We start from the raw sequence: 19,441 nt of genomic DNA on the forward strand, positions 1-19,441 counted from the left end.
GCGCGTTTGACGCGTGTCAACGGAATCTCATCCGGCGAGGGTCTCGCTGCGTGCGCGATCCCAGGACGCGCCGCCTCGGCAGGCCAAGCTCGTCGGTTCATACTCGAACACAGCATTTTCCCCGGTCGATCGCTGCATAGGCACATCCGATGCGGCGTTCCCGTGTTGATGAAGATCAAGCCGCCGCGGCGGGACACGGCTTATCTGAGTTGCGGATGCGGGTTGGAGCCCGGTCATTTCGCCGGCATCCCGGAGTCCTTCGTGGAGAACGTCGCGCGCCTGCCGAGCGAGCGGTTCGATCCGGTCGCGCAGCCCACCGGAGCCGCTGTCCTGGACATGGTCCGGTCGCTCCTGCTCGAACTGCACCCGGAGCGGGGCGCGACGATCGCGGTCGACCTCGACAGCGACCTCGAACGGGAGTTCGGCCTCGACAGCCTGGGGCGCGCGGAGCTGATCCTGAGGCTGTCGCGCAGCTTCCGGGTGTCGCTGCCGGAGAGGCTGATCGGCGAGGCAGCGACGCCGGCCGCGTTGCTGGCCGCGATCCAGGCTGCGGGCGCCGCGCGCGAGCCCTCGGCGGCGTCCTCGCCACCAGCCGCGCTGCCGACGGCGGCCGAGCCGCACCGGGCCACCACGTGGGCGGACGTGCTCGATTTCCACGTCCGCAATCACCCGGACCGCCCCCATCTTCGATTGCAACAGGAGGACGGGACCGAGACCGTTCTGACCTACGCGGCGCTCGACCGGCGTTCGCGTCAGGTCGCGGCCGGCCTCCTGAAGCTCGATCTCGCCTTCGGCGACCGGGTCGCCCTCATGCTGCCCACCGGGCCCGACTTCTTCCCGGCCTTCCTCGGCACGATCCTGGCGGGTGGGGTCCCGGTCCCGCTCTACCCGCCGTTCCGGCGCGCCCAGATCCAGGATCACCTGCAGCGTCAAGTCGGTATCCTGGCGAACGCTGCGCCGCAGATCCTGATCACCGATGCGGCGATCAAACCCTTCGCCTGGCTGCTGCGCGACGGCGTCGAGAGTTTGCGGGTCCTGACGACCACCGCGGATCTCGTGACGGAAGACGCTCTGGCGGCGGCCGTCCCGGCCACGGGGGCGGACCTTGCGCTGATCCAATACACCTCCGGCAGCACAGGCGATCCGAAGGGCGTGATGCTGACCCACGCCAACCTGCTCGCCAATGTCCGCGCCATGGGCGAAGCGGTGGCGGCCTCGTCGGCGGACGTTGTCGTGAGCTGGCTCCCTCTCTACCACGATATGGGATTGATCGGCTGCTGGCTGGGCAGCCTCTATTACGGTGCGCCGGCGGCAATCCTTTCACCCCTGGCCTTCCTGGCCGATCCGGGGCGCTGGCTCAGGACAATCCATCGCCAGCGCGGCACGATCTCGGCCGCCCCGAACTTCGCCTACGAGCTGTGTCTCAAGACCCTGCGGGACGAGGATCTCGCGGGGCTCGATCTCAGCTCGCTGCGCGTCCTGACCAACGGGGCCGAACCGGTCAGCCCGGACACGCTGGCCCGGTTCACTGAGCGCTTCGCGGCCTTCGGCCTCCGGCCGTCGGCCGTCACACCCGTCTACGGGCTCGCCGAATGCGCGGTCGGCCTCACCTTTCCGCCCCTCGGCCGGGGCCCGCGCATCGACTGGATCGACCGCGCAACGCTGTCGCGGAGCGGCGAGGCCCTGCCGGCCGAGCCTGGCGCTCCGGGGGCCGTCGCCTTCGCCGCCTGCGGGCATCCGTTGCGCGGCCATCAGATCCGGATCGTGGACGAGGCCGGGCGCGAGGTGCCGGAGCGCCGGGAGGGGCGGCTGAAGTTCAACGGTCCCTCCGCGACGACCGGCTACTTCCGGCGTCCGGAGATCACGCGCGCCCTGTTCGACGGAGCTTGGCTCGAGAGCGGCGACCTCGCCTATTTGGCGAGCGGCGACGTCTTCGTGACGGGGCGTACCAAGGACATCATCATCCGGGCCGGTCGGAAGATCCATCCGCACGAGCTGGAAGAGGTGGCGGGTGCGGTCGACGGCGTCCGAAAGGGCTGTGTCGCGGCCTTCGCGAGCCCCGACCCGAGAACCGGGACGGAGCGGCTGATCCTCGCCGCCGAGACGCGCCTCACCGACGCCGCGGCCCTTGAGGAGCTGCGCCGCACCCTGGCCCGGGAAGCGATGGGCGTGATCGAGCAGCCGCCCGACGTGATCGTCCTGTGTCCGCCCCGCACATTGCCGAAGACGTCGAGCGGGAAGATCCGTCGCGCGGCGACGCGGTCGCTCTACGCGGCAGGCGAACTCGGCCGGCCGGAAGCCGCCCTGCGGACGCAGCTGGTCCGGCTCGCCGTCGCGGGGGCCGCGGCGCGGCTGCGCCGTATCGGGCGGCTCTGGTCGGAGGCAGCCTACGCGGCGTCCTGGTGGGGAGTCCTCGTCGTCATCGGTGCCATCCTATGGCCGCTGGTGCTCGTCCTGCCGAAGCGCGCTTGGCGCTTCGGCGCCCTCCGGACGGGCCTGCGGCTCTTCTTCTGGGTCACGCGGACGCCGTTGACCGTATCGGGCGAGCCCGTCAGCCGCGGCGCCGTCATCGTCGCCAACCATGCGAGCTATCTTGACGGCGCCGTGCTGGCGGCCGTGCTGCCCGGGGCGCCGGTCTTCCTCGCCAAGCAGGAGCTGGCCCGTCAGCGCATCGCCGGGCCGTTCCTGCGGCGGCTGGGAACCGCCTTCGTCCACCGGGGTACCGTGGCGGGTATCGCCGACGCGGCGGCGATCGTCGGGCGCATTCGCGATGGCGAGCAGGTGGTCGCGTTCCCGGAGGGCACCTTTACCCGGACCCCGGGCCTCCTCGGCTTCCATCCCGGTGCGTTTCTAGATGCCTGCCGCGCGGGTGCCCCGATCGTGCCGGTCGCGATCACGGGCACGCGGTCGGCGCTGCGGGCCGATCAGTGGTTCCCCCGGCGGAGCGGGATCCACGTCCATATCGGAGCGCCGATCGCCCCGGACGGCGAGGATTTCCACGCGGCGATCCGCCTGCGCAATCGGACGCGCGCGGCGATTCTCGCCGGCTGCAACGAGCCGGACCTCTCCCGGGAAGCGGTGCCGCCGCCCGTCGAGCCGGCTCCGGAATGATCATGTCGGGCCGCTCCGAGACACGGATCTGCGCAAAGCCGCCCGCGGACGCCTCGACGGGCACGATCCCCAGCCTTCTGCGAGCCCAGGCAACCCGCCGGCCGACGGCGGTGGCCTACGTGGCGCACGATCCTGCCGAGGGACGTTTTTCTGCGATCACATGGGCCGAGATGGCCGAGCGGGTCGCCGAACGGGCGGCCGCCCTGGCCAGCGAGGCGCTCGAACCGGGCGCACGGGTCGCGCTCTGGCTGCCGAACGGGATCGAGTGGGTGGCCTTCGATCATGCGGCGCTCTCGCTCGGCCTCGTGGTGGTGCCGCTGTTTCCCGATGACGCTCCCGCCAACGCCGTCGACATCCTGGTGGATTCCGGCGCCCGCATCGTCGTCGTCCGCACGGCGGCGCAATGGGACAGCCTCGGCGATCGCGCCCAGCTGCGCACAGGAGTTCAGCGCGTGATCGCGCTCGAGGAGCCGCGAGGAACCCGACCTTCCGATCCGCGCCTGCAGAGCCTGCGGTTCTGGCTCGCAGGGGCGCGTGGATCCGTGCTCAATCCTGCCGGGCGCGACCCCGATGCCCTCGCGACGATCGTCTACACGTCGGGGACCACCGGTCGCCCGAAGGGCGTGATGCTCTCGCACCGCAATCTGCTGGCGGTCGCGCAGGCTGTTCTCGACCGCAATCCCGGTTCGGATCGGGACGTGTTCCTGTCCTATCTGCCCCTCGCCCACATCTTCGAGCGTGTGGTCGGGTGCTATCTGCCGCTGATCCTCGGAGCGCCCGTCGTGTTCGCACGATCGGTGGCGCATCTCCAGGAGGACCTCCTGTTCGCACGCCCGACCATCCTGCTGGTGGTCCCAAGCGTGCTGGAACGTCTGCGCCACAGCGTGACGGAACGGGCGGAGCGGACGCCGCCGACGCGCTGGCTGCTGCGCGCAGCCCTGGCCCGAGGCTGGGCGCTCTTCGCGGCCCGGCGGGACGGACGGCGGCTCGGCCTTGCCCAGGCCGCCATCGGCCTCCTGCTGCGCAGCATCGTGGGGCGCCCCATCCGCCGCGCGTTCGGCGGTCGTTTGCGGCTCGCGGTCTCTGGAGGCGCCGTGCTTCCGGAGGATACCGCCCGGTTCTGCCTCAGCCTCGGTCTGCCCCTGGTCGAGGGATACGGCCTGACCGAGGCGGCCTCGGCGGTCACGGGATTCCGGCTCGGCGCCACGCGCCCGGGCCGGGTCGGCCCCGCACTCCCCGGAATGGAGATCCGCCTCGCGGCATCGGGGGAAATCTTCGTGCGCTCGCCAGGCGTGATGCTCGGGTACTGGCGCCGTCCGAACCTCACGGGCGAGGTCCTGCGTGACGGATGGCTGTATACGGGCGATCTCGGCACGCTGCAGGACGGCGATCTGTGCATCACCGGCCGGCTGAAGCAGATGATGGTCCTGTCGACCGGCGAGAAGATCTCGCCCGAGGCCGTGGAGGCCGCGATCTTGCGCGATCCCCTGTTCCGTCAGGCCATGGTCCTGGGCGAGGGCGAAGCGCGGCTGTCGGTCCTGGCGGTGGTCGATGCGGCGATGTGGACGCAGCTTGCGCAGGATCTGGGTCTCGATCCCGCGGCGGAGGACGCCCTCGATGACGCGCGCGCCCGACGGGCCGCGCTCGATCGGGTCGCCGCGGCGCTGCATGACGGACCCCGCGCTGCCAGGGTCCGGGCGGTGCGTCTGCTGCGGACGCCCTGGACTGTCGAGGACGGCCTCCTGACCCCCACGCTGAAGCTGCGCCGCGCCGTCCTCCTTGACCGGTTCGCCGGAACGGTGGCGGCCCTGCGCGGCGAGCCCGAACCGCCGCGCGCCTGAGCAAGTCTGGGTTCGCCGACACGGTCCACCCCTGATGCGGCTCCGGTCCGCCGCTCAGTACTTGTCCGTCAGAACCGCCTCGATCCCGTAACGCACCAGACGATCGCGCGATCTGACGCCCGATCGGATGCGGTGGGCAACTTCGAAGGCGATATGATTCTCGACAAGATATCGCGGAATCATAGGAAACTCGGACAAGAATCCGGTCAATGCGTCGAGGGCCTCTCTGTGGGCTTCGACAGCGAGTCGAATATCCGATGGCGACATCGCGATCCTCCTCCTGGCTTGAGAGTTTGATGCCGGAGGCGGATGCGGCAGCGTTGATCCTGATCAATGTGTGCCGCGGTCGACTGCTTCACCGCTTCGACAGACGAAGAGCGCTGCCAGCGCCACGATGGACAGGCTCTCGGTGTCGCGCGAACCGGAATGCTGAACACGATGGCAACGTTGAAAAAGGCCCGCGGAATCGATCAGCCCGAACGCCGGGCCACGGCGATCGCGAATGCCAACTGGTTCCGGGCCCGTGCCCGCCAGGCGCTCCGCGAGGGCCATCCGGACAGCAGGCTGCGCGCCGGCCGAGCCCGGGTGGCCGCACGGCTCGTGCTCGAGCGAGCGCGAGGCGAGGGCCTTCTGATGGATCAGGCGGCCGGCGCCCCCTGACCGGGAGCCGCGCGGCCCGCGCCGCCTCAGGAGGAACGCCATGACCGACAAGGATTTGCGCCGGGCGGTGCTCGACGAACTCGACTTCGACCCCAGCCTGGACGCCGGGGATATCGGCGTCGCCGTCTCCGAAGGGGTGGTGACGCTCACTGGCCATGTCGGCAGCTACGCCGAGAAGGTGGAGGCGGAGCGCGCCGTGCGCCGCGTCCGGGGTGTGCGCGCCATCGCGCAGGAGATCGCGGTCCGTTACGCCGACGCGAAGAAGGTGGCCGACGACCAGATCGCCGCCCGGGCGCTGGCGATCATCGACTGGTCTGTGCATCTCCCGAAGGACGCCATCCAGGTCACGGTGAGCGGCGGCTGGATCACCCTGACGGGCGCCGTGCCCTGGCGCTACCAGTCGAGATCCGCCGAGGCCGTCGTGCGGCAGCTCTCAGGGGTGCTTGGCGTCACCAACCGGATCGCGATCGAACCGCGCGTTCCACCTGGGGCGGTCAAGGACAAGATCCTGGAGGCGTTTCGGCGAAGCGCGCTGTTCGAAGCCGACGCGATCAAGGTCACCGTCTCGGGCGACCGGGTCATTCTGGAGGGTGCCGTGACGGCCCGGGCGGAGCGCGATGCGGCCGAGCGTGCCGCATGGTCGGTGCCGGGCGTGCGCGCCGTCGAGGACCGCATCGTAGCCATGGCCAGAGCGGACAAGATGAGATGCACCGCGGCGCGGATTCGAGATCGATCCTCGATCCCGGAGACGAACGCGCGCGGCACCGATCCGTCTGGCGGACGGAAAGACACGAAGTGTTCGGACCGGGGGGCCTGTCCCGTCGCGTGACAGATCGCGAGCCGCTGAGGCGCGGTTCCCGGTGTCCGATCAAGGATCGCGCCGGCCTTCGATTCGACTGGCGAAGGCCGGCGCAGGGAGGAACATCCCGGGTCGTCCGGCCAAGTCACGTTCGGCGCATCGCGATGACGCGCCGCGCGCAAAGATCGCCGTCGCGAAGAGAGACAGTGAATATAGATTTTCAGCAAAGTTCTTGAATGATCCCTCGGCGAGCGGTTCGTGCTCTCACTCTGCCGGGGCCGGGGGAGAGATGCCGGTCACCTGGACGGAGGGCTCCTCACTCAGCCAGCGATACAGAATCCCGCCGAGAACCCCACCGAAGATCGGGGCGACCCAAAAAAGCCAGAGCTGGGTCAGGGCCCATCCGCCGACGAAGACCGCCGGTCCCGTGCTGCGCGCCGGGTTCACCGAGAGATTCGTGACCGGGATGCCGACGAGGTGGACGAGGGTCAGGCACAGCCCGATGGCCAGCGGAGCAAAGCCGACCGGGGCCTTGCCGTGCGTCGCGCCCATGATGACGAAGACGAACATCATCGTGAGCACGACCTCGGTCAGGAGGCAGGCGGTCAGCGCGTATTGCCCCGGCGAATGCGCGCCATAGCCGTTGGCGGCGAAGCCCTTCTCGACGGAGAAGGCCGGCGCGCCGCTGGCGATGGTGTAGAGCACAGCCGCGGCGACGAGGCCGCCGACGACCTGGGCGATGACGTAGGCCGGGATGTCGTGGGCCGGAAACCGGCCTCCGGCCGCGAGTCCGCAGGTCACCGCCGGATTGAGGTGGCAGCCCGAAATGTGCCCAATGGCATAGGCCATGGTGACGACAGTCAGGCCGAAGGCGAGCGCGACGCCGAGGAGGCCGATTCCGACCTGCGGAAACGCGGCCGCGATGACGGCGCTCCCGCAGCCCGCGAAGGTGAGCCAGAACGTGCCAATGGCCTCGGCCGCGCACTTGCGGATATCCATGGAACCTCCTGCGGTCAGGCGAGGCGACATTTCCGTGGCCCGCCCGACCGAGCGGATCGGATTATCCAGGGCCGGACCGCATCCTGCCGCGAAGGGAGGGGCCTCGATTTGAGCTAGATCAATTCCGCATCGCGGGTCTGGTCGCCGGCACCGGTCTCTTCGGCGCGGCGCCTCGGTCGATCCGCCAGTCTCTCCCGTGCTGCGCAGGCCATGCCGAGCCGTCGATCGACGCCCGGGCCGTCGAGAACGGGGACCCGCGCCTTTGATTTGAATCAACGCCGTTCCGACCGAACGGGCGATTCAATCGGAAGTGATCGGACGGAATGGGGACAGCCTCCTCATCCACGGGTCCGACGGGAGGTGTCGTATGGGCGGAACGGTCACCTTTGGAACGCTGCAGACCGGAGCGGGGCGTGCCCGCGGATGGCTTCTCGCGGTCGGCAGCCTGCTGCTGATCCTCGGCATCGTGGGCCTCTTCATGGTGGTCAGCCTCACGATCGTCAGCACGCTCTGGTACGGCGTCCTCCTGATCGCGGCCGGGATCGCCGAGATCGCCGAGGCGCTCGCCAAGCCGTCGGAAGTCGAAGCGTGGCGATCCCGCGTCGTTCGGTTCTTCGCGGGCCTGCTCTACCTCGTCGGCGGTCTTTGGGCCGTCTTCCGCCCCCTCGAAGCGTCGCTCGCCCTCACGCTCGTCCTCGGGCTCACCCTGATCGCCTCCGGCGTGGCGCGCGCGCTCTGGGCCATCGTCCACACGACGCAGCTGTCGCGCGCCACGGTGATCCTGTTTGCCCTGCTCTCGATGCTCCTAGGCGCCGCCATCATCGCGCAATGGCCCTATTCGGGCCTGTGGGCGATCGGCCTCTTCGTGTCCTGCGACCTGATCGCCGCGGGACTGTCATGGGCGTGGATCGGCCTCTTCGGCCCGCCGCCGGTCGCGCCGGCGCTCGCATCGCCCGGAAGCGGGTCGGCGACCCGTTGAGCCGCATAGGCGAACGCCGATCTCCGTCGGCCGCGATGGGATCGGGTGGCGGAGCCAGGGACATCAGACCACGAGCCGGAGGATGGCAATGGAACCGATGCATCGTCGTGCCGTGCTGGGCAACCTGTCGTCCGCCGCCCTGGCGGCTGCGGGCCTGCTCATGGTGCCGGGTGCCGTCTACGCCGCGCCCCTGAGAATCGAGCCCCTCGACGATCCGAGCGGCGGCCCTGTCGAGAAAGCACAGGCCGTCGTCGTCGTCCCGCGGCGGCGGCGCCGCAGGGTCTGCTGGTGGCGACGCGGACGCCGGGTCTGCGCCTGGCGCTGACCGGTGCGCCGATGACCGGATCCGGCCGCCGCCGCCCGGCGACCCGGTCGTCCCACGGCAAGCCACCGCGTCCGGGATGGAGCAGACCGATGTCGACGCGCCGCGCCTTCATCAAGACTCTTCCCGCTGTCGGAGCCGCCTTCTCCGCAGCCGGATGCCTCCTGGCGGAAGCGCGTGCCGCGGGCGACGGGGAATCCCCGGCGGCATCCGCCGGTCCGGAGCACTTCCACCCGAAAGGCAAACCGCCGTCGTCGTTCACCCGCGCCGTGCTCCGGCAGGCCCGGACGCGCCTGCCGTTCGCGGACGACACGGATTTCGAGGAGCAGCGACGCGGGCTGATCGCCCCCATGGCCGACCGGATCATCCGGGCCGACGATGGTCACGTGGCCTGGGACATGCAGCAATTCCAGTTCTTGGAGCGGCAGGACGAATTTGACAGTATCCATCCGTCTCTGCTGCGCATCTCGCGTCTCAACAACAATTACGGGCTCTACGAGGTCGTCCCCGGCATCTATCAGGTCCGGGGGTTCGATCTCTCGGACCTCACCATCGTGCGGGGGCGGACGGGTTGGATCGTGTTCGACCCCCTCGTCAGCCAGGAGACCGCACGCGCCGCCTGGGCGCTGTTCCAGGCGCATGCGGGCGAGGGGCGGCCGATCTCGGCCGTGATCTACTCGCATACGCATGGCGATCATTGGGGCGGCGTGCGCGGGATCCTCAAGGAAGAAGACGTGCGGTCCGGCGCCGTGCCGGTGATCGCGCCGGCCGATTTCCTCGTCCATACGGTGGCGGAGAACGTCTACGCCGGCAACGCCATGAACCGGCGGCTGTTCTACCAGTACGGGCTGCTCCTGCCGGCGGCGCCGCACGGCTATGTCGGGCAGGGCCTGGGACAGCGCGTCTCGGCCGGCACCACAGGCCTGATCGCCCCGACGCGCTACGTGGAGAAGCTGATCGAGACCTTCGAGGTCGACGGCATCCCGATGGTCTTCCAGAATACGCCGAACACGGAAGCGCCGCGGGAGATGAACACCTACATCCCGGACCGGAAGGCGCTCTGGATGGCGGAGAACGTCATCGCGTCCCTGCACAACATCTACACCCTGCGCGGCGCCCCGGTGCGCGATCCGCTCAACTGGTCGAAATACATCAACGCGGCGCTGTACCGGTTCGGCCGGGAGGCCGAGGTAATGTTCGCCTCCCACCACTGGCCCCGCTGGGGCAATGCGCGGATCCAGGCGGTTCTGCGGGCGCAGCGCGACCTCTACGCCCACATGAACAATCAGGTGCTCCACCTCGCCAACCAGGGCGTGACGATCAACGAGATCCACAAGGTCTACGCGCTGCCGCAGAGCCTTCAGCAGACGTGGCATTGTCGCGGCTATCACGGGTCGCCGGAGCACAACAGCCGGGGCGTGATCCAGCGCTATCTCGGATTCTGGGATTGCAACCCGGCGACGCTGATTCCGCTCGCCCCGTCGGAGAGCGCCCCCCTCTACGTCGACATGATGGGCGGTGCGGAGACGATCCTCGCCCGGGGAAAGCGGCTGCACGACGCGGGCCAGTATCTGCTGGCCCAGGAGATCGTGAACAAGCTCGTCCAGGCCGAGCCGCAGAACCAGGCCGCCAAGGACCTCCTCGCCGACATCTTCGAGCAGATCGGCTACCAGCAGGAGAATCCCGGCCTGCGCAACTGCTTCCTGGCTGGCGCCTACGAGCTGCGCTCCGGCATTCCGGAAGGCGCGACGGCCAGTTCGAGCAGCCCCGACGTGGTGCGGGCGATGCCGACCGAGCTCTTCCTGAACTTTCTCGGCATCCGCATGGACAGCCGCAAGGCGGAGGGGATGCGCTTCACCATCAACCTGATCACGCCGGACAACGGCGAGCGGTTCATCGTCGAATTGGAAAACGCGACGCTGACCAACATCGCGGGGTTCCAGGCCGAGAAGCCCGATCTCACCCTGACCATCAACCGGTCGGATCTCGAGCAGACGATGATCGGCGCCAAGACCCTGGAGGCGCAGATCGCCGACGGGACCGCGCAGGTCGAGGGCGACGCCGGCATCCTGAGCCGGCTGGCCGCCACGATGGTGACGTTCGACCCGCGATTCGAGATCTTGCCCGGCACCAAGGTGCGCGGTGCCGCCAATCGCGTGCAGTCCGACCCGTACCGGGCCGATTCCGGAGAGGTGGTCGCCGAGTAGCCGGCGAAAGCCGCTCTTGCTCCGCAGCCGATCGCGGTCCGGGATGGCGGCAGGACGACGGAAGAGGTGCTCACGGGATGAGGGTATCGGTCCCATGTCGGATGAGGCGATCACGGCGGGCAGGCGGGGGCGGGATCCGATCCTGATCGATCTGGCCCTGCAGGGCGGCGGCGCGCACGGCGCCTTCACATGGGGGGTCCTCGATCGCCTGCTCGAGGAGCCCTGGCTGAGCATCGACGGCATTTCCGGGACGTCGGCCGGTGCCATGAACGCGGCCGTCCTCATCGAGGGCTACGAGCGGGACGGGGCCACCGGTGCGCGCGCGGCACTCCAGACCTTCTGGGACGCCGTCTCGCGCGCGGCCCGGTTCAGCCCGCTGCAGCGCAGCCCGCTCGACGTGATACTGGGCCGCTGGACGCTCGATTCCGCGCCTCTGTATCTGGCCGCGGACCTGATGGCGCGGGTCTTCTCCCCGTATGACCTCAATCCGCACGACTTCAACCCGCTCAGACAGATCCTGGACTCGCGGCTGGATTTCGAGCGTATCGCACGGAGCCGGATCAAGCTCTTCGTCACCGCGACGGATGTTCATACGGGCCGGGGCCGGGTGTTCCGCAACGCCGAGGTCACTGCCGACGTGCTCCTCGCCTCGGCATGCCTGCCGACCCTGTTCCAGGCGGTGCGGATCGACGGTGCCTCTTACTGGGATGGAGGCTATTCCGGAAACCCGACGATCACCCCCCTGGTCCGCGAATGCGAGTCGCGCGATACGATCATCGTGCAGGTCAATCCGGTCGAGCGCAGACAAGCGCCGACCTCGGCCCGGGAGATCCTCAACCGGCTCAACGAGATCTCCTTCAACGCGGTCCTGCTCAAGGAACTGCGGATGATGGCCTTGCTGCGGCAGGTCGCGCCCACGGACAATTCCGAGTGCGCCCGATGGGCGGCCATGCGCATGCACCGCATCGCCAGCGACGTTGTCGCCGAGCTGGGCTCGTCCTCGAAGCTCAATGCGGAATGGGCATTCCTGACGATGCTTCGGGACGAGGGACGCCGGAGCGCCGCGACGTTCCTGACCGATCATGGGCCGGATCTGGGCCGGCGTCCGTCTTTCGACCTCGACCGACTGCTCGAAGGCGTCTGACGCAGCCGGAACGCCCCGTCGCGCATGACAGAGCTTGCTGAACTTGATAAAGATCAAGGTGCATATATTGATTTATGATTTATGTTTATTCGGTATAGATGCAGCATGTATTCCATTTATCAGTCTTGCGCGTCGCAGATCGACGATATCTTGTCAGACTAAATGGGTCTCTGCCCAAGCCTCTTCACACCGGTTCACGCGCATGATCGGCGCGGCACTTCGCAGTCGGACCGGCTCGATTCCGGGGGAGCACCTTCACACCGAAGACCGCTCGTCGCATCCGGCCGGCCCCGGAAACGGCCCGGCGCCCACAGACAGAGGAGTGAACGCTTATGCACACGATCCGGGCTCTTCGCGCGGCGCTGGCCGCCTTACCCCTGTTGACCTTCGCGACGTTCGCGGACGCGACGGCCGCTGGTCCCGCACTGGGCAAGGCGCTGGCCGGACCGACGGTGTCGGAAGCCAGGGTCACCATCGGCCGTCACAAGGCACTTCCGAAGAAGAAGCGTATCCATCGCGAGCGGAAGATGTAGGGGCGATCGAGCGACCGCAAATGCACGACTGACTTGACCGGCTGGCTTAGAACCGAACCGATCGAGAGCATCTGCCCGGTGCAAAGCCAGCCGGTCAGGGTATCGGGTTCGCGCCGAAGGAGAAGTTTTGGCACGGGGCCACCGCGACTACGGCGATGAGGCATGCCGCGATCCAAGGCTGGACGGCAAGGCCGGCCCTGAGATGGAGCGGGTCACCGAAGGACCGTATGCCGGGTCATGAGCTCGGGCCGCGCGTTCGGCAATCAGCAACACGATGCCAAGAGCGTTCCATCGGATTTCCATTCAGCTGAGACGCTCGGCGCCCAGCGGCGCATGAAACAAGTCGTCGATGACCGCTCGTCCGTTCGGTTCAGCATAGCGCATATCCAGCCGCCATCGGCCCGCCGATCTCATTCGGACCCGCGTCGTCCGAGCCCAATCCGGTCCATCACCGCAACGTGAGAGCGGTGCATTCCATCGGGGATCGGACTGTGTCCATAGCGCCACACGTAACGTAACACTGTTACAAAGTTTGTCAGGCCCGTTGACCGGATGCGCGCCGGTGGCGAATATCGTCCAGCCAAGGTTCTTCGGGTCCCGGCCCGGAGCTAAGACGGGAATTCGGTGCGCTTTTCGGAGCGAATCCGAAGCTGCCCCCGCAACTGTGAGCGGCGAGCGCCTGCCACCGATGACCACTGGTGCTTGCACTGGGAAGGTCCGGCGGGCGCTTTGACCCGTGAGCCAGGAGACCTGCCTTCGGCACGATGACGTCCCTCGGGCGGGGTGCCCCGGCGGAGCGCGCGGTGTCGCCGTCTCGTGGGCGACGCTGCCCGTATCCCCGTGGCCTCCACCCGGCAACAGCGAGTGTGTGGTGGCGACCTCCGAACGTCCGTCTCTCGGCGAGCCTGCGCGGTTTTCAGCGCCATCAGCGCGTCGTCCGCGGACTCCGCATCGCGGTCGGCGGCTGGCGCTCGCCGCTGTCCTCTCGGCCGGGCTTCCGATCGAGGACGTGCGGGCGCAGGAGAGCGTGACGTTGGAGGAACTCTCGGTCGAGCAGGTCGGGGAGGGTGCCGGCCGCACGACGGCCTCCGGGCGCGGCACCATCGGCCTGATCGGCCCGACGCCGGGATACGGAGCGGGCACGGCCGTCAGCGCCACGCGCACAGCCACTCCGCAGATCGACGTGCCGGTGGCCGTCTCCGTGGCGCCGCGGGAGACGATCACCGACCTCGCCGCCACCCGCGTAGACCGGGCGTTCAACTATCTGCCCGGCGTCGCCCAGCAGAACAATTTCGGGGGGCTTTCGATCTTCAGTTACGCCATCCGTGGTGTGACGACCTCGGAGATCTACAAGAACGGTTTCCCCCTCAATCGCGGGACCCCGCCTCCGCCCGACGCGCAGAACATCGAACGCATCGAGGTGCTCAAGGGACCGGGGGCGGCCCTGTTCGGACGCAGCGATCCCGGCGGGCTCGTCAACCTCATCACCAAGCAACCCACCGCCGAACGGTTCGTCGAGTTCGGCAATCAGGTCGATTCGTTCGGTCTGACCCGCGGTACCATCGATGCCGGCGGTGCCCTGAACGCGGACGGGACGGTCCTCTATCGCTTCAATCTCGCCGCACAGGGGGCCGGCAGCTTCCGCGACTTCGTGGACAGCGACCGGCTGCTCGTGGCTCCAGTGGTGAGTTGGCAGGTCACGCCGGACACACGCGTTACGGTCGAGACCGAGTTCGTGAAGAACCGCATCGTCTTCGACCGGGGCGTGATCGCGCTCAATCGCCAGCTCGGCTTCCTGCCGCTCTCGCGGTTCCTCGGCGAGCCCGGTCAGAGCACCTACCAGAACAACAATTCGCTGCAGGTCCGCGTCGATCATCGCTTCGATGAGAACTGGCAGATGCGGCTCGCCGCTTACTTCAACACCGGCGATCTGGAAGGGGAATCGGCGGAGATCCGCGGAATCGCCGCCAACAACCGCACCGTCTTTCGCGACCGCAACGTGCGCGACTATCGCTGGGACGTGGCGGTCGGTCAGGCCGACCTGATCGGGCGGTTCGATACGGGCGGCATCGGCCACACGCTCCTCCTCGGCATGGACCGGGAGAGCACCGACAGCCGGACGGTCTATCTGCGCTCGAACTTCCGCACGAGCCCCTTCGCCCTCGACATCTATTCGCCGGTCTACGGACAGGCGCTGCCGCCGATCACCATCCCACGCAACAATATCGAGCGCATCACCAATACCGGCCTCTATGCGCAGGACGAGATCGTCCTGAGCCCGGAATGGCGGGCGCTGATCGGCCTTCGGCTCGACATCTTCGAGCAGAGCTTCCGCGAGCGCGTGGTGCGCAGCCAAGTGGACCAGTCGCGGGTCGCGGCCTCGCCCCGGGCGGGCCTGGTCTACCGGCCGATCCCGGAACTCGCCTTCTACACCAATGTCGGCACGAGCTTCCGGCCGAATATCGGCACCGACGCCGCCGCCGTCACGCGCGGCACGGCGCTGCCGCCCGAGACCGGCCTCGGCTACGAGGTCGGCGCCAAGTCCGAATTATTCGGCGGCAATTTGCTCCTCACCGCCGCCGCCTTCCGCGTGGAGCGGGAGAACGTGCTCACGCCCGACCCGGCGAATACCGGCTTCTCCCTCGCGGCCGGCGCCGTGCGCAGCCAGGGCTTTGAGCTGACGGCTCAAGGACAGATCACGCCGGAACTGAAGCTCCTGGCCGGCTACGTCTATGCCGATGCCCGCGTTACCAAGGACAACGTGCTTCCGGTCGGCGCCCCCCTGGTCAACGTGCCCCGCCACTCCGGCAGCCTGCTCGCGGTCTACGAGCCAGCAGGCGCGTGGCGCGGCTTCGGGATCGGCGGCGGCGTGCGCGGCGTGGGCGAGCGGGCGGGCGACGCGGCGGGGTCCGGCTTCACCCTGCCGGGCTTCATCGCGGTCGATGCGCTGGCCTATTACAAATTCGGCAACGCCCGCGTGGCGCTCAACATCGAGAATATATTCGACACCGATTACTATGAGAGTTCACTGAACGTATTCCGCGTCTATCCGGGCTCGCCCCGTCGCATCACGGGCTCCGTGACGGTGCGGTTCTGATGGCGGTTGAGCCGGTGTTGGCGCTCGGCCGCGTCGTCAAGCAGTTCGGAGGCAGGACCGCCCTCAGCGGTCTCGACCTCACCCTGCGCGCGGGTGAGGTCTATGCCCTGCTCGGTCCCAACGGTGCCGGAAAGACCACCACGATCAACCTCATCCTCGGCTTCCTGAAGGCCGATGCGGGGGAGGTCCGGGTCTGCGGGATCGATGCAGGGACGGATCCCATCGCTGCCCGGGCGCGCACCGCCTACATCCCGGAGCAGGTGGCCCTTTATCCGGGGCAATCGGGATTGGAGAATCTCCGTTACTTCGCGACCCTCGCCGGTCTCGCGATCGATCGGGCGGAGGCCGAGACGCATCTCGCGGCGGCCGGCCTGGCGCCCGAGGCCTGGTCGCGGCCCGCCTCCGGCTATTCGAAGGGGATGCGCCAGAAGGTCGGCATCGCCATCGCGCTCGCGCGAAAGACCCGGCTGCTGCTGCTCGACGAGCCGACATCCGGCCTCGACCCATCGGCGGCGGCGGCCTTCTCCGGGACGGTGCGGGCGGCGGCGGAGCGCGGCACGGCGGTGCTGATGGCGACCCACGACCTCTACCGCGTGCGCGAGATGGCCGACCGGGTCGGCGTGCTGGCGGGCGGGCGCGTCGCCGAGGAGATCGATCCGAGGCGCTACGCGCACACCGATCTGGAACGCCTCTACATCGCGCGCCTGTCGGGGGCGGTCACGTGAGGCGCGTCCGCGCGGAGTTGGCGCTGCTGTGGCGGGACGCGCGCGTCCGCTGGATCGGCGGCCTGCTCGTCCTGCTCCTGATGGTCACGGGCCTCGGCGCCTGGCAATCCGCCCGCGATTACGGTGCCGAGGTCGCGCGGGTCACGGCCGCAGAGCGGGCCCGCTGGCTCGGGCAGGATGCCAAGAACCCGCATTCCGCCGATCATTACGGCCTGTGGGTGTTTCGCCCCTCGTCGCCCCTCTCAATCCTCGATCCCGGCACCGAGCCCTATACGGGCCGGATGGTGCGGATCGAGGCGCACCTGTTCAACGATGCGGTCTACCGCGCCGTGCAGGATGCCGGCCCCTTCGACCGGGCCGGCCTCTCCGATGTCTCCGATGTCGTCGGCCTCGTTGTTCCCCTGGTGGCGCTTCTCCTCGGCTTTGCCGCCTTCGCGGCGGATCGCGAGCGCGGTACCCTGCGCCTCGCCCTCGGCAACGGCGCGCCGCCCGGCCCACTCTTTGCCGCCCGCTTCGCCGCCCTGAACCTCGTCCTTGCGGTCCTGGTCTGCCTGCCCCTCCTCACGCTCGGCGGCGTGGCCATTGCGAGCCTCGGCACCGCGGGTTGGCAGGCTTGGCCGCGCCTCCTCGTCTGGGTCGCGGTGCAGGCCCTCTACGGTGCCGTCTTCCTGCTCATCGCGATGATCGCCTCGCTGCTGGCCCGCACGGCGCGAGGAGCCTTGACGATCTCCCTCGCGATCTGGATCGCGCTGTGCCTCGTCGCGCCACGGCTCGCGACTGCAGGCATGGAGATGGTCTCGCCCGCCCCGTCCTATCGCGAGACCCGGCTGCGGATCGACGGGGACCTGCGTCCCCATAAATCCGCCGAAGCCAGCGATGCGCGAGCGCAGGCGACGCTCGCCCGCTACGGCGTGAGCGATCAGCAGGAACTCCCTGTGGATCTGCGTGGCCTCATCATGGTGGAGAACGACCACCATGCCTTCGCGGTCTACGACCGGGAACTCGGGGCCTTCTTCGCGGCCCTGGCTGCGCGGGATGCCGCGTTCGGCTGGGCGGGCCTGCTCTCGCCGCGCGTCGCCCTCCAGCGTGTGTCGGAAGGCCTTGCGGGGACCGATTTCGTTCAGCACGCCCATTTCGTCTGGTCTGCCGAGGCTTACCGGCGGGCGATCTCGGAGCGCATGAATGCCGAGATCCGCGACAACCCACAGCGCGACGGGCGCGCCATGCTGGCGGGGCCGGAATTGTGGCGCGAAATTCCGCCCTTTGCCTTTGCGCCCCTGCCGCTGTCGCGGTCCCTCGCCGAGATCCGGGTCCCGGCCCTCCTGCTCGGTCTGTGGCTGGCGCTGCTCGCCGCCGGGAGCATCCCCCTGATCCGCAGGCTGGCCCCGTGAGCCAATCGCGCTTTCTCCCACTGCTGAGGACCGAACTGCGCCTGATTCTTCGCGAGCGGCTGACCTGGGCGATCCTCGCCGCGCTCCAGGTGGCCCTCTGCCTCGGGGGCCATACCGGTGCCCAGCGTGTGGCGGGCGAACGGGCCGCGATCGCGCAAGCCTCGGACGATGCCGCGCGCTCCCTTCGAGACGCTAAGGAGGCCGCCGCCCGCTACGCCGTGCCGCGTGCGATGACGGTCAATTACTGGCAGGATCCGACCCACGCCTTCGGCTACATGCACTACTTCCTCGCCGCCTACGCCGTGAAGCCGCCGACGCCCCTGGCCGTGCTCTCTGCGGGGCAGAGCGAGATCCAGCCCGCCGTCATGAAGACGAGCTTCGGCTTCAGCACCGTCTTCGAGGACACGGCCTACGAACTGGGATCCTCCGCCGCGCTGAGGCTCGGGCCCTTCGACCTCGCCTTCGTCCTCATCTACCTCGTTCCCCTGGCGGTGATCGCCATCGCGGGAACGCGCCTCGCCGCCGAGCAGGATGCCGGGATCCTCCGCCTCATCGCGGCCCAGCCCGTACACCCCCGGATCGTCGCGGGCGCGAAGTTCGGCGCGGCAGCGCTCATCCTCGTCGCCGCCGTGATCGGGGGGACGGCGTTGGCCCTGGCGCTGGCGGGATGGCGGGACCTCCCTCCGGGCTGGGCCACGACCCTCGCCCTGTTGGCCGCCGCGCTCTGCGCCTATGTCGTGCTCTGGGTCGCCGCCTGTGCCCTCGCCGCCAGCCTATGGCGCGGGGCTGTGGCGTCGCTGACGATCCTCGTGCTGACCTGGGCCTGCGTGACCGTTGTCCTGCCGGCCCTCCTCGGTCTCGCGGTGGACAAACTGGCGCCGCCCCCCTCGCGGATCGCCGCCATCGACGCCAGCCGCCAAGTTCAGGATGCCTTCTACCGGGGCGACGAGGCGGCGAAAGTCACGGCCGCATGGCTGACGGCGCGGTTGCCCGGCACCACGGACCGACCCGACTTGCGCGAGACGCCGCAAATCAAGCGGCTGGCCCGGGATGCGTTCTACGAGACGACGCTCGCCCCCTACCGCGCAGGGATGCAGGCCCGCGCCGAGGGCGCCGCGGCCTGGAGCGCACGCCTGGCTCTTCTGTCTCCGGCGACGACGCTCGCCCTCGCGCTCGACACGGCGGCGGGCACCGACGCCGCCCGCCACGCCGCCTTTCTCGCTGCAGCCTCCGAGTACCGCCGGAGCCTGCGCGCCTTCTTCGAACCGCGCATCCTGGCGCAGGAGCTGCGGCCGGCGGCCGTCTGCGCAGGCTGCCCGGCGCGCCTCGATTTCGACGCCTACGATGCCGTGCCGCGCTTTCCGACTGTGATCGCGGCAGACGCAGCGCGATGGCAGGCCGCGCTCAGTGCGCTCACCCTGTGGGGCGTGGCATTGGCTCTGGCCGGGCTGGCCTTCCGCCGCTTCGCGATATGGTCCGTATGAGCGCTGTCGCGACGTCGGCTGCCCGCCCGGATTTTGAGACGCGGCCCGGCGATGCAGAACGTCGAGCCGCGTCGCTCCGCGCGCATTGGTCCAGGCACGCGTCGAAGCGGCGACTGGCGGCTCTCGTGCGCGAGCGGCCGTACACCCCG

The 19,441-nt window shown here is 69.0% G+C and carries 13 protein-coding genes, 1 pseudogene and 1 riboswitch; of the genes and pseudogenes, 13 read left to right on the forward strand and 1 reads right to left on the reverse strand.

The window, feature by feature from the left end; genetic code table 11:
• Window positions 1–222: 222 nt before the first annotated feature.
• The 4 genes and pseudogenes from P9K36_RS01565 to P9K36_RS01580 all read left to right on the forward strand — a co-directional run.
• Complete coding sequence (locus P9K36_RS01565) at window positions 223–3,111, forward strand: AMP-binding protein (protein WP_278306494.1); 2,889 nt, start codon at window positions 223–225, stop codon at window positions 3,109–3,111.
• 2 nt (window positions 3,112–3,113) lie between these two features.
• Entirely contained in the window at window positions 3,114–4,952 is a 1,839-nt protein-coding gene (locus P9K36_RS01570) for an AMP-binding protein (RefSeq protein WP_111474287.1), read from the forward strand.
• Window positions 4,953–5,378: 426 nt separating this feature from the next.
• Window positions 5,379–5,612 (forward strand): hypothetical protein, encoded by a 234-nt coding sequence (locus P9K36_RS01575; protein ID WP_278306497.1) that lies wholly within the window; start codon window positions 5,379–5,381, stop codon window positions 5,610–5,612.
• 40 nt (window positions 5,613–5,652) lie between these two features.
• Window positions 5,653–6,300: pseudogene (locus P9K36_RS01580) on the forward strand (BON domain-containing protein); the annotation flags it as partial.
• A gap of 375 nt (window positions 6,301–6,675) precedes the next feature.
• Here P9K36_RS01580 and aqpZ read toward each other — a convergent pair.
• Window positions 6,676–7,410 (reverse strand): aquaporin Z, encoded by a 735-nt coding sequence (aqpZ, locus tag P9K36_RS01585; RefSeq protein ID WP_043755171.1) that lies wholly within the window; start codon window positions 7,408–7,410, stop codon window positions 6,676–6,678.
• 367 nt (window positions 7,411–7,777) lie between these two features.
• Between aqpZ and P9K36_RS01590 the strand changes: the two genes are divergently transcribed.
• From P9K36_RS01590 to P9K36_RS01630, 9 genes are all read left to right on the forward strand, one after another.
• Window positions 7,778–8,389, forward strand: coding sequence for a DUF308 domain-containing protein (locus tag P9K36_RS01590; protein WP_043350331.1), 612 nt, complete (start codon window positions 7,778–7,780; stop codon window positions 8,387–8,389).
• 88 nt (window positions 8,390–8,477) lie between these two features.
• Window positions 8,478–8,714, forward strand: a complete 237-nt coding sequence (locus P9K36_RS01595; RefSeq protein ID WP_278306498.1) for a hypothetical protein — start codon at window positions 8,478–8,480, stop codon at window positions 8,712–8,714.
• An 89-nt stretch (window positions 8,715–8,803) separates the two neighbouring features.
• Window positions 8,804–10,918: an alkyl sulfatase dimerization domain-containing protein gene (locus P9K36_RS01600; protein WP_043755176.1), complete on the forward strand. Its 2,115-nt coding sequence runs from the start codon at window positions 8,804–8,806 to the stop codon at window positions 10,916–10,918.
• Between the two features lie 94 nt (window positions 10,919–11,012).
• Complete coding sequence (locus tag P9K36_RS01605; RefSeq protein WP_043755180.1) at window positions 11,013–12,062, forward strand: patatin-like phospholipase family protein; 1,050 nt, start codon at window positions 11,013–11,015, stop codon at window positions 12,060–12,062.
• A gap of 332 nt (window positions 12,063–12,394) precedes the next feature.
• The gene (locus tag P9K36_RS01610) at window positions 12,395–12,595 is read left to right on the forward strand and encodes a hypothetical protein (protein WP_043755183.1); all 201 of its coding nucleotides are present in this window, start codon (window positions 12,395–12,397) and stop codon (window positions 12,593–12,595) included.
• Window positions 12,596–13,161: 566 nt separating this feature from the next.
• Window positions 13,162–13,368, forward strand: a riboswitch (cobalamin riboswitch).
• 236 nt (window positions 13,369–13,604) lie between these two features.
• Entirely contained in the window at window positions 13,605–15,692 is a 2,088-nt protein-coding gene (locus P9K36_RS01615) for a TonB-dependent siderophore receptor (protein ID WP_236961649.1), read from the forward strand.
• A complete protein-coding gene (locus tag P9K36_RS01620; protein ID WP_043755185.1) occupies window positions 15,692–16,417 on the forward strand; it encodes an ABC transporter ATP-binding protein in 726 nt (241 codons plus the stop codon). Before P9K36_RS01615 ends, P9K36_RS01620 begins: the two co-directional genes overlap by 1 nt.
• Window positions 16,414–17,808, forward strand: a complete 1,395-nt coding sequence (locus P9K36_RS01625; protein ID WP_043755187.1) for a DUF3526 domain-containing protein — start codon at window positions 16,414–16,416, stop codon at window positions 17,806–17,808. Before P9K36_RS01620 ends, P9K36_RS01625 begins: the two co-directional genes overlap by 4 nt.
• Window positions 17,805–19,292 carry a DUF3526 domain-containing protein gene (locus P9K36_RS01630; RefSeq protein WP_043755190.1) on the forward strand — a complete coding sequence of 496 codons (1,488 nt, stop codon included), beginning with the start codon at window positions 17,805–17,807 and terminating at the stop codon, window positions 19,290–19,292. The genes P9K36_RS01625 and P9K36_RS01630 overlap by 4 nt, the downstream gene beginning before the upstream one ends.
• The last annotated feature ends 149 nt before the right edge of the window (window positions 19,293–19,441 follow it).

This window comes from Methylobacterium sp. 391_Methyba4 (assembly GCF_029691625.1).
GTDB classification, from domain to species: Bacteria; Pseudomonadota; Alphaproteobacteria; order Rhizobiales; family Beijerinckiaceae; genus Methylobacterium; species Methylobacterium fujisawaense.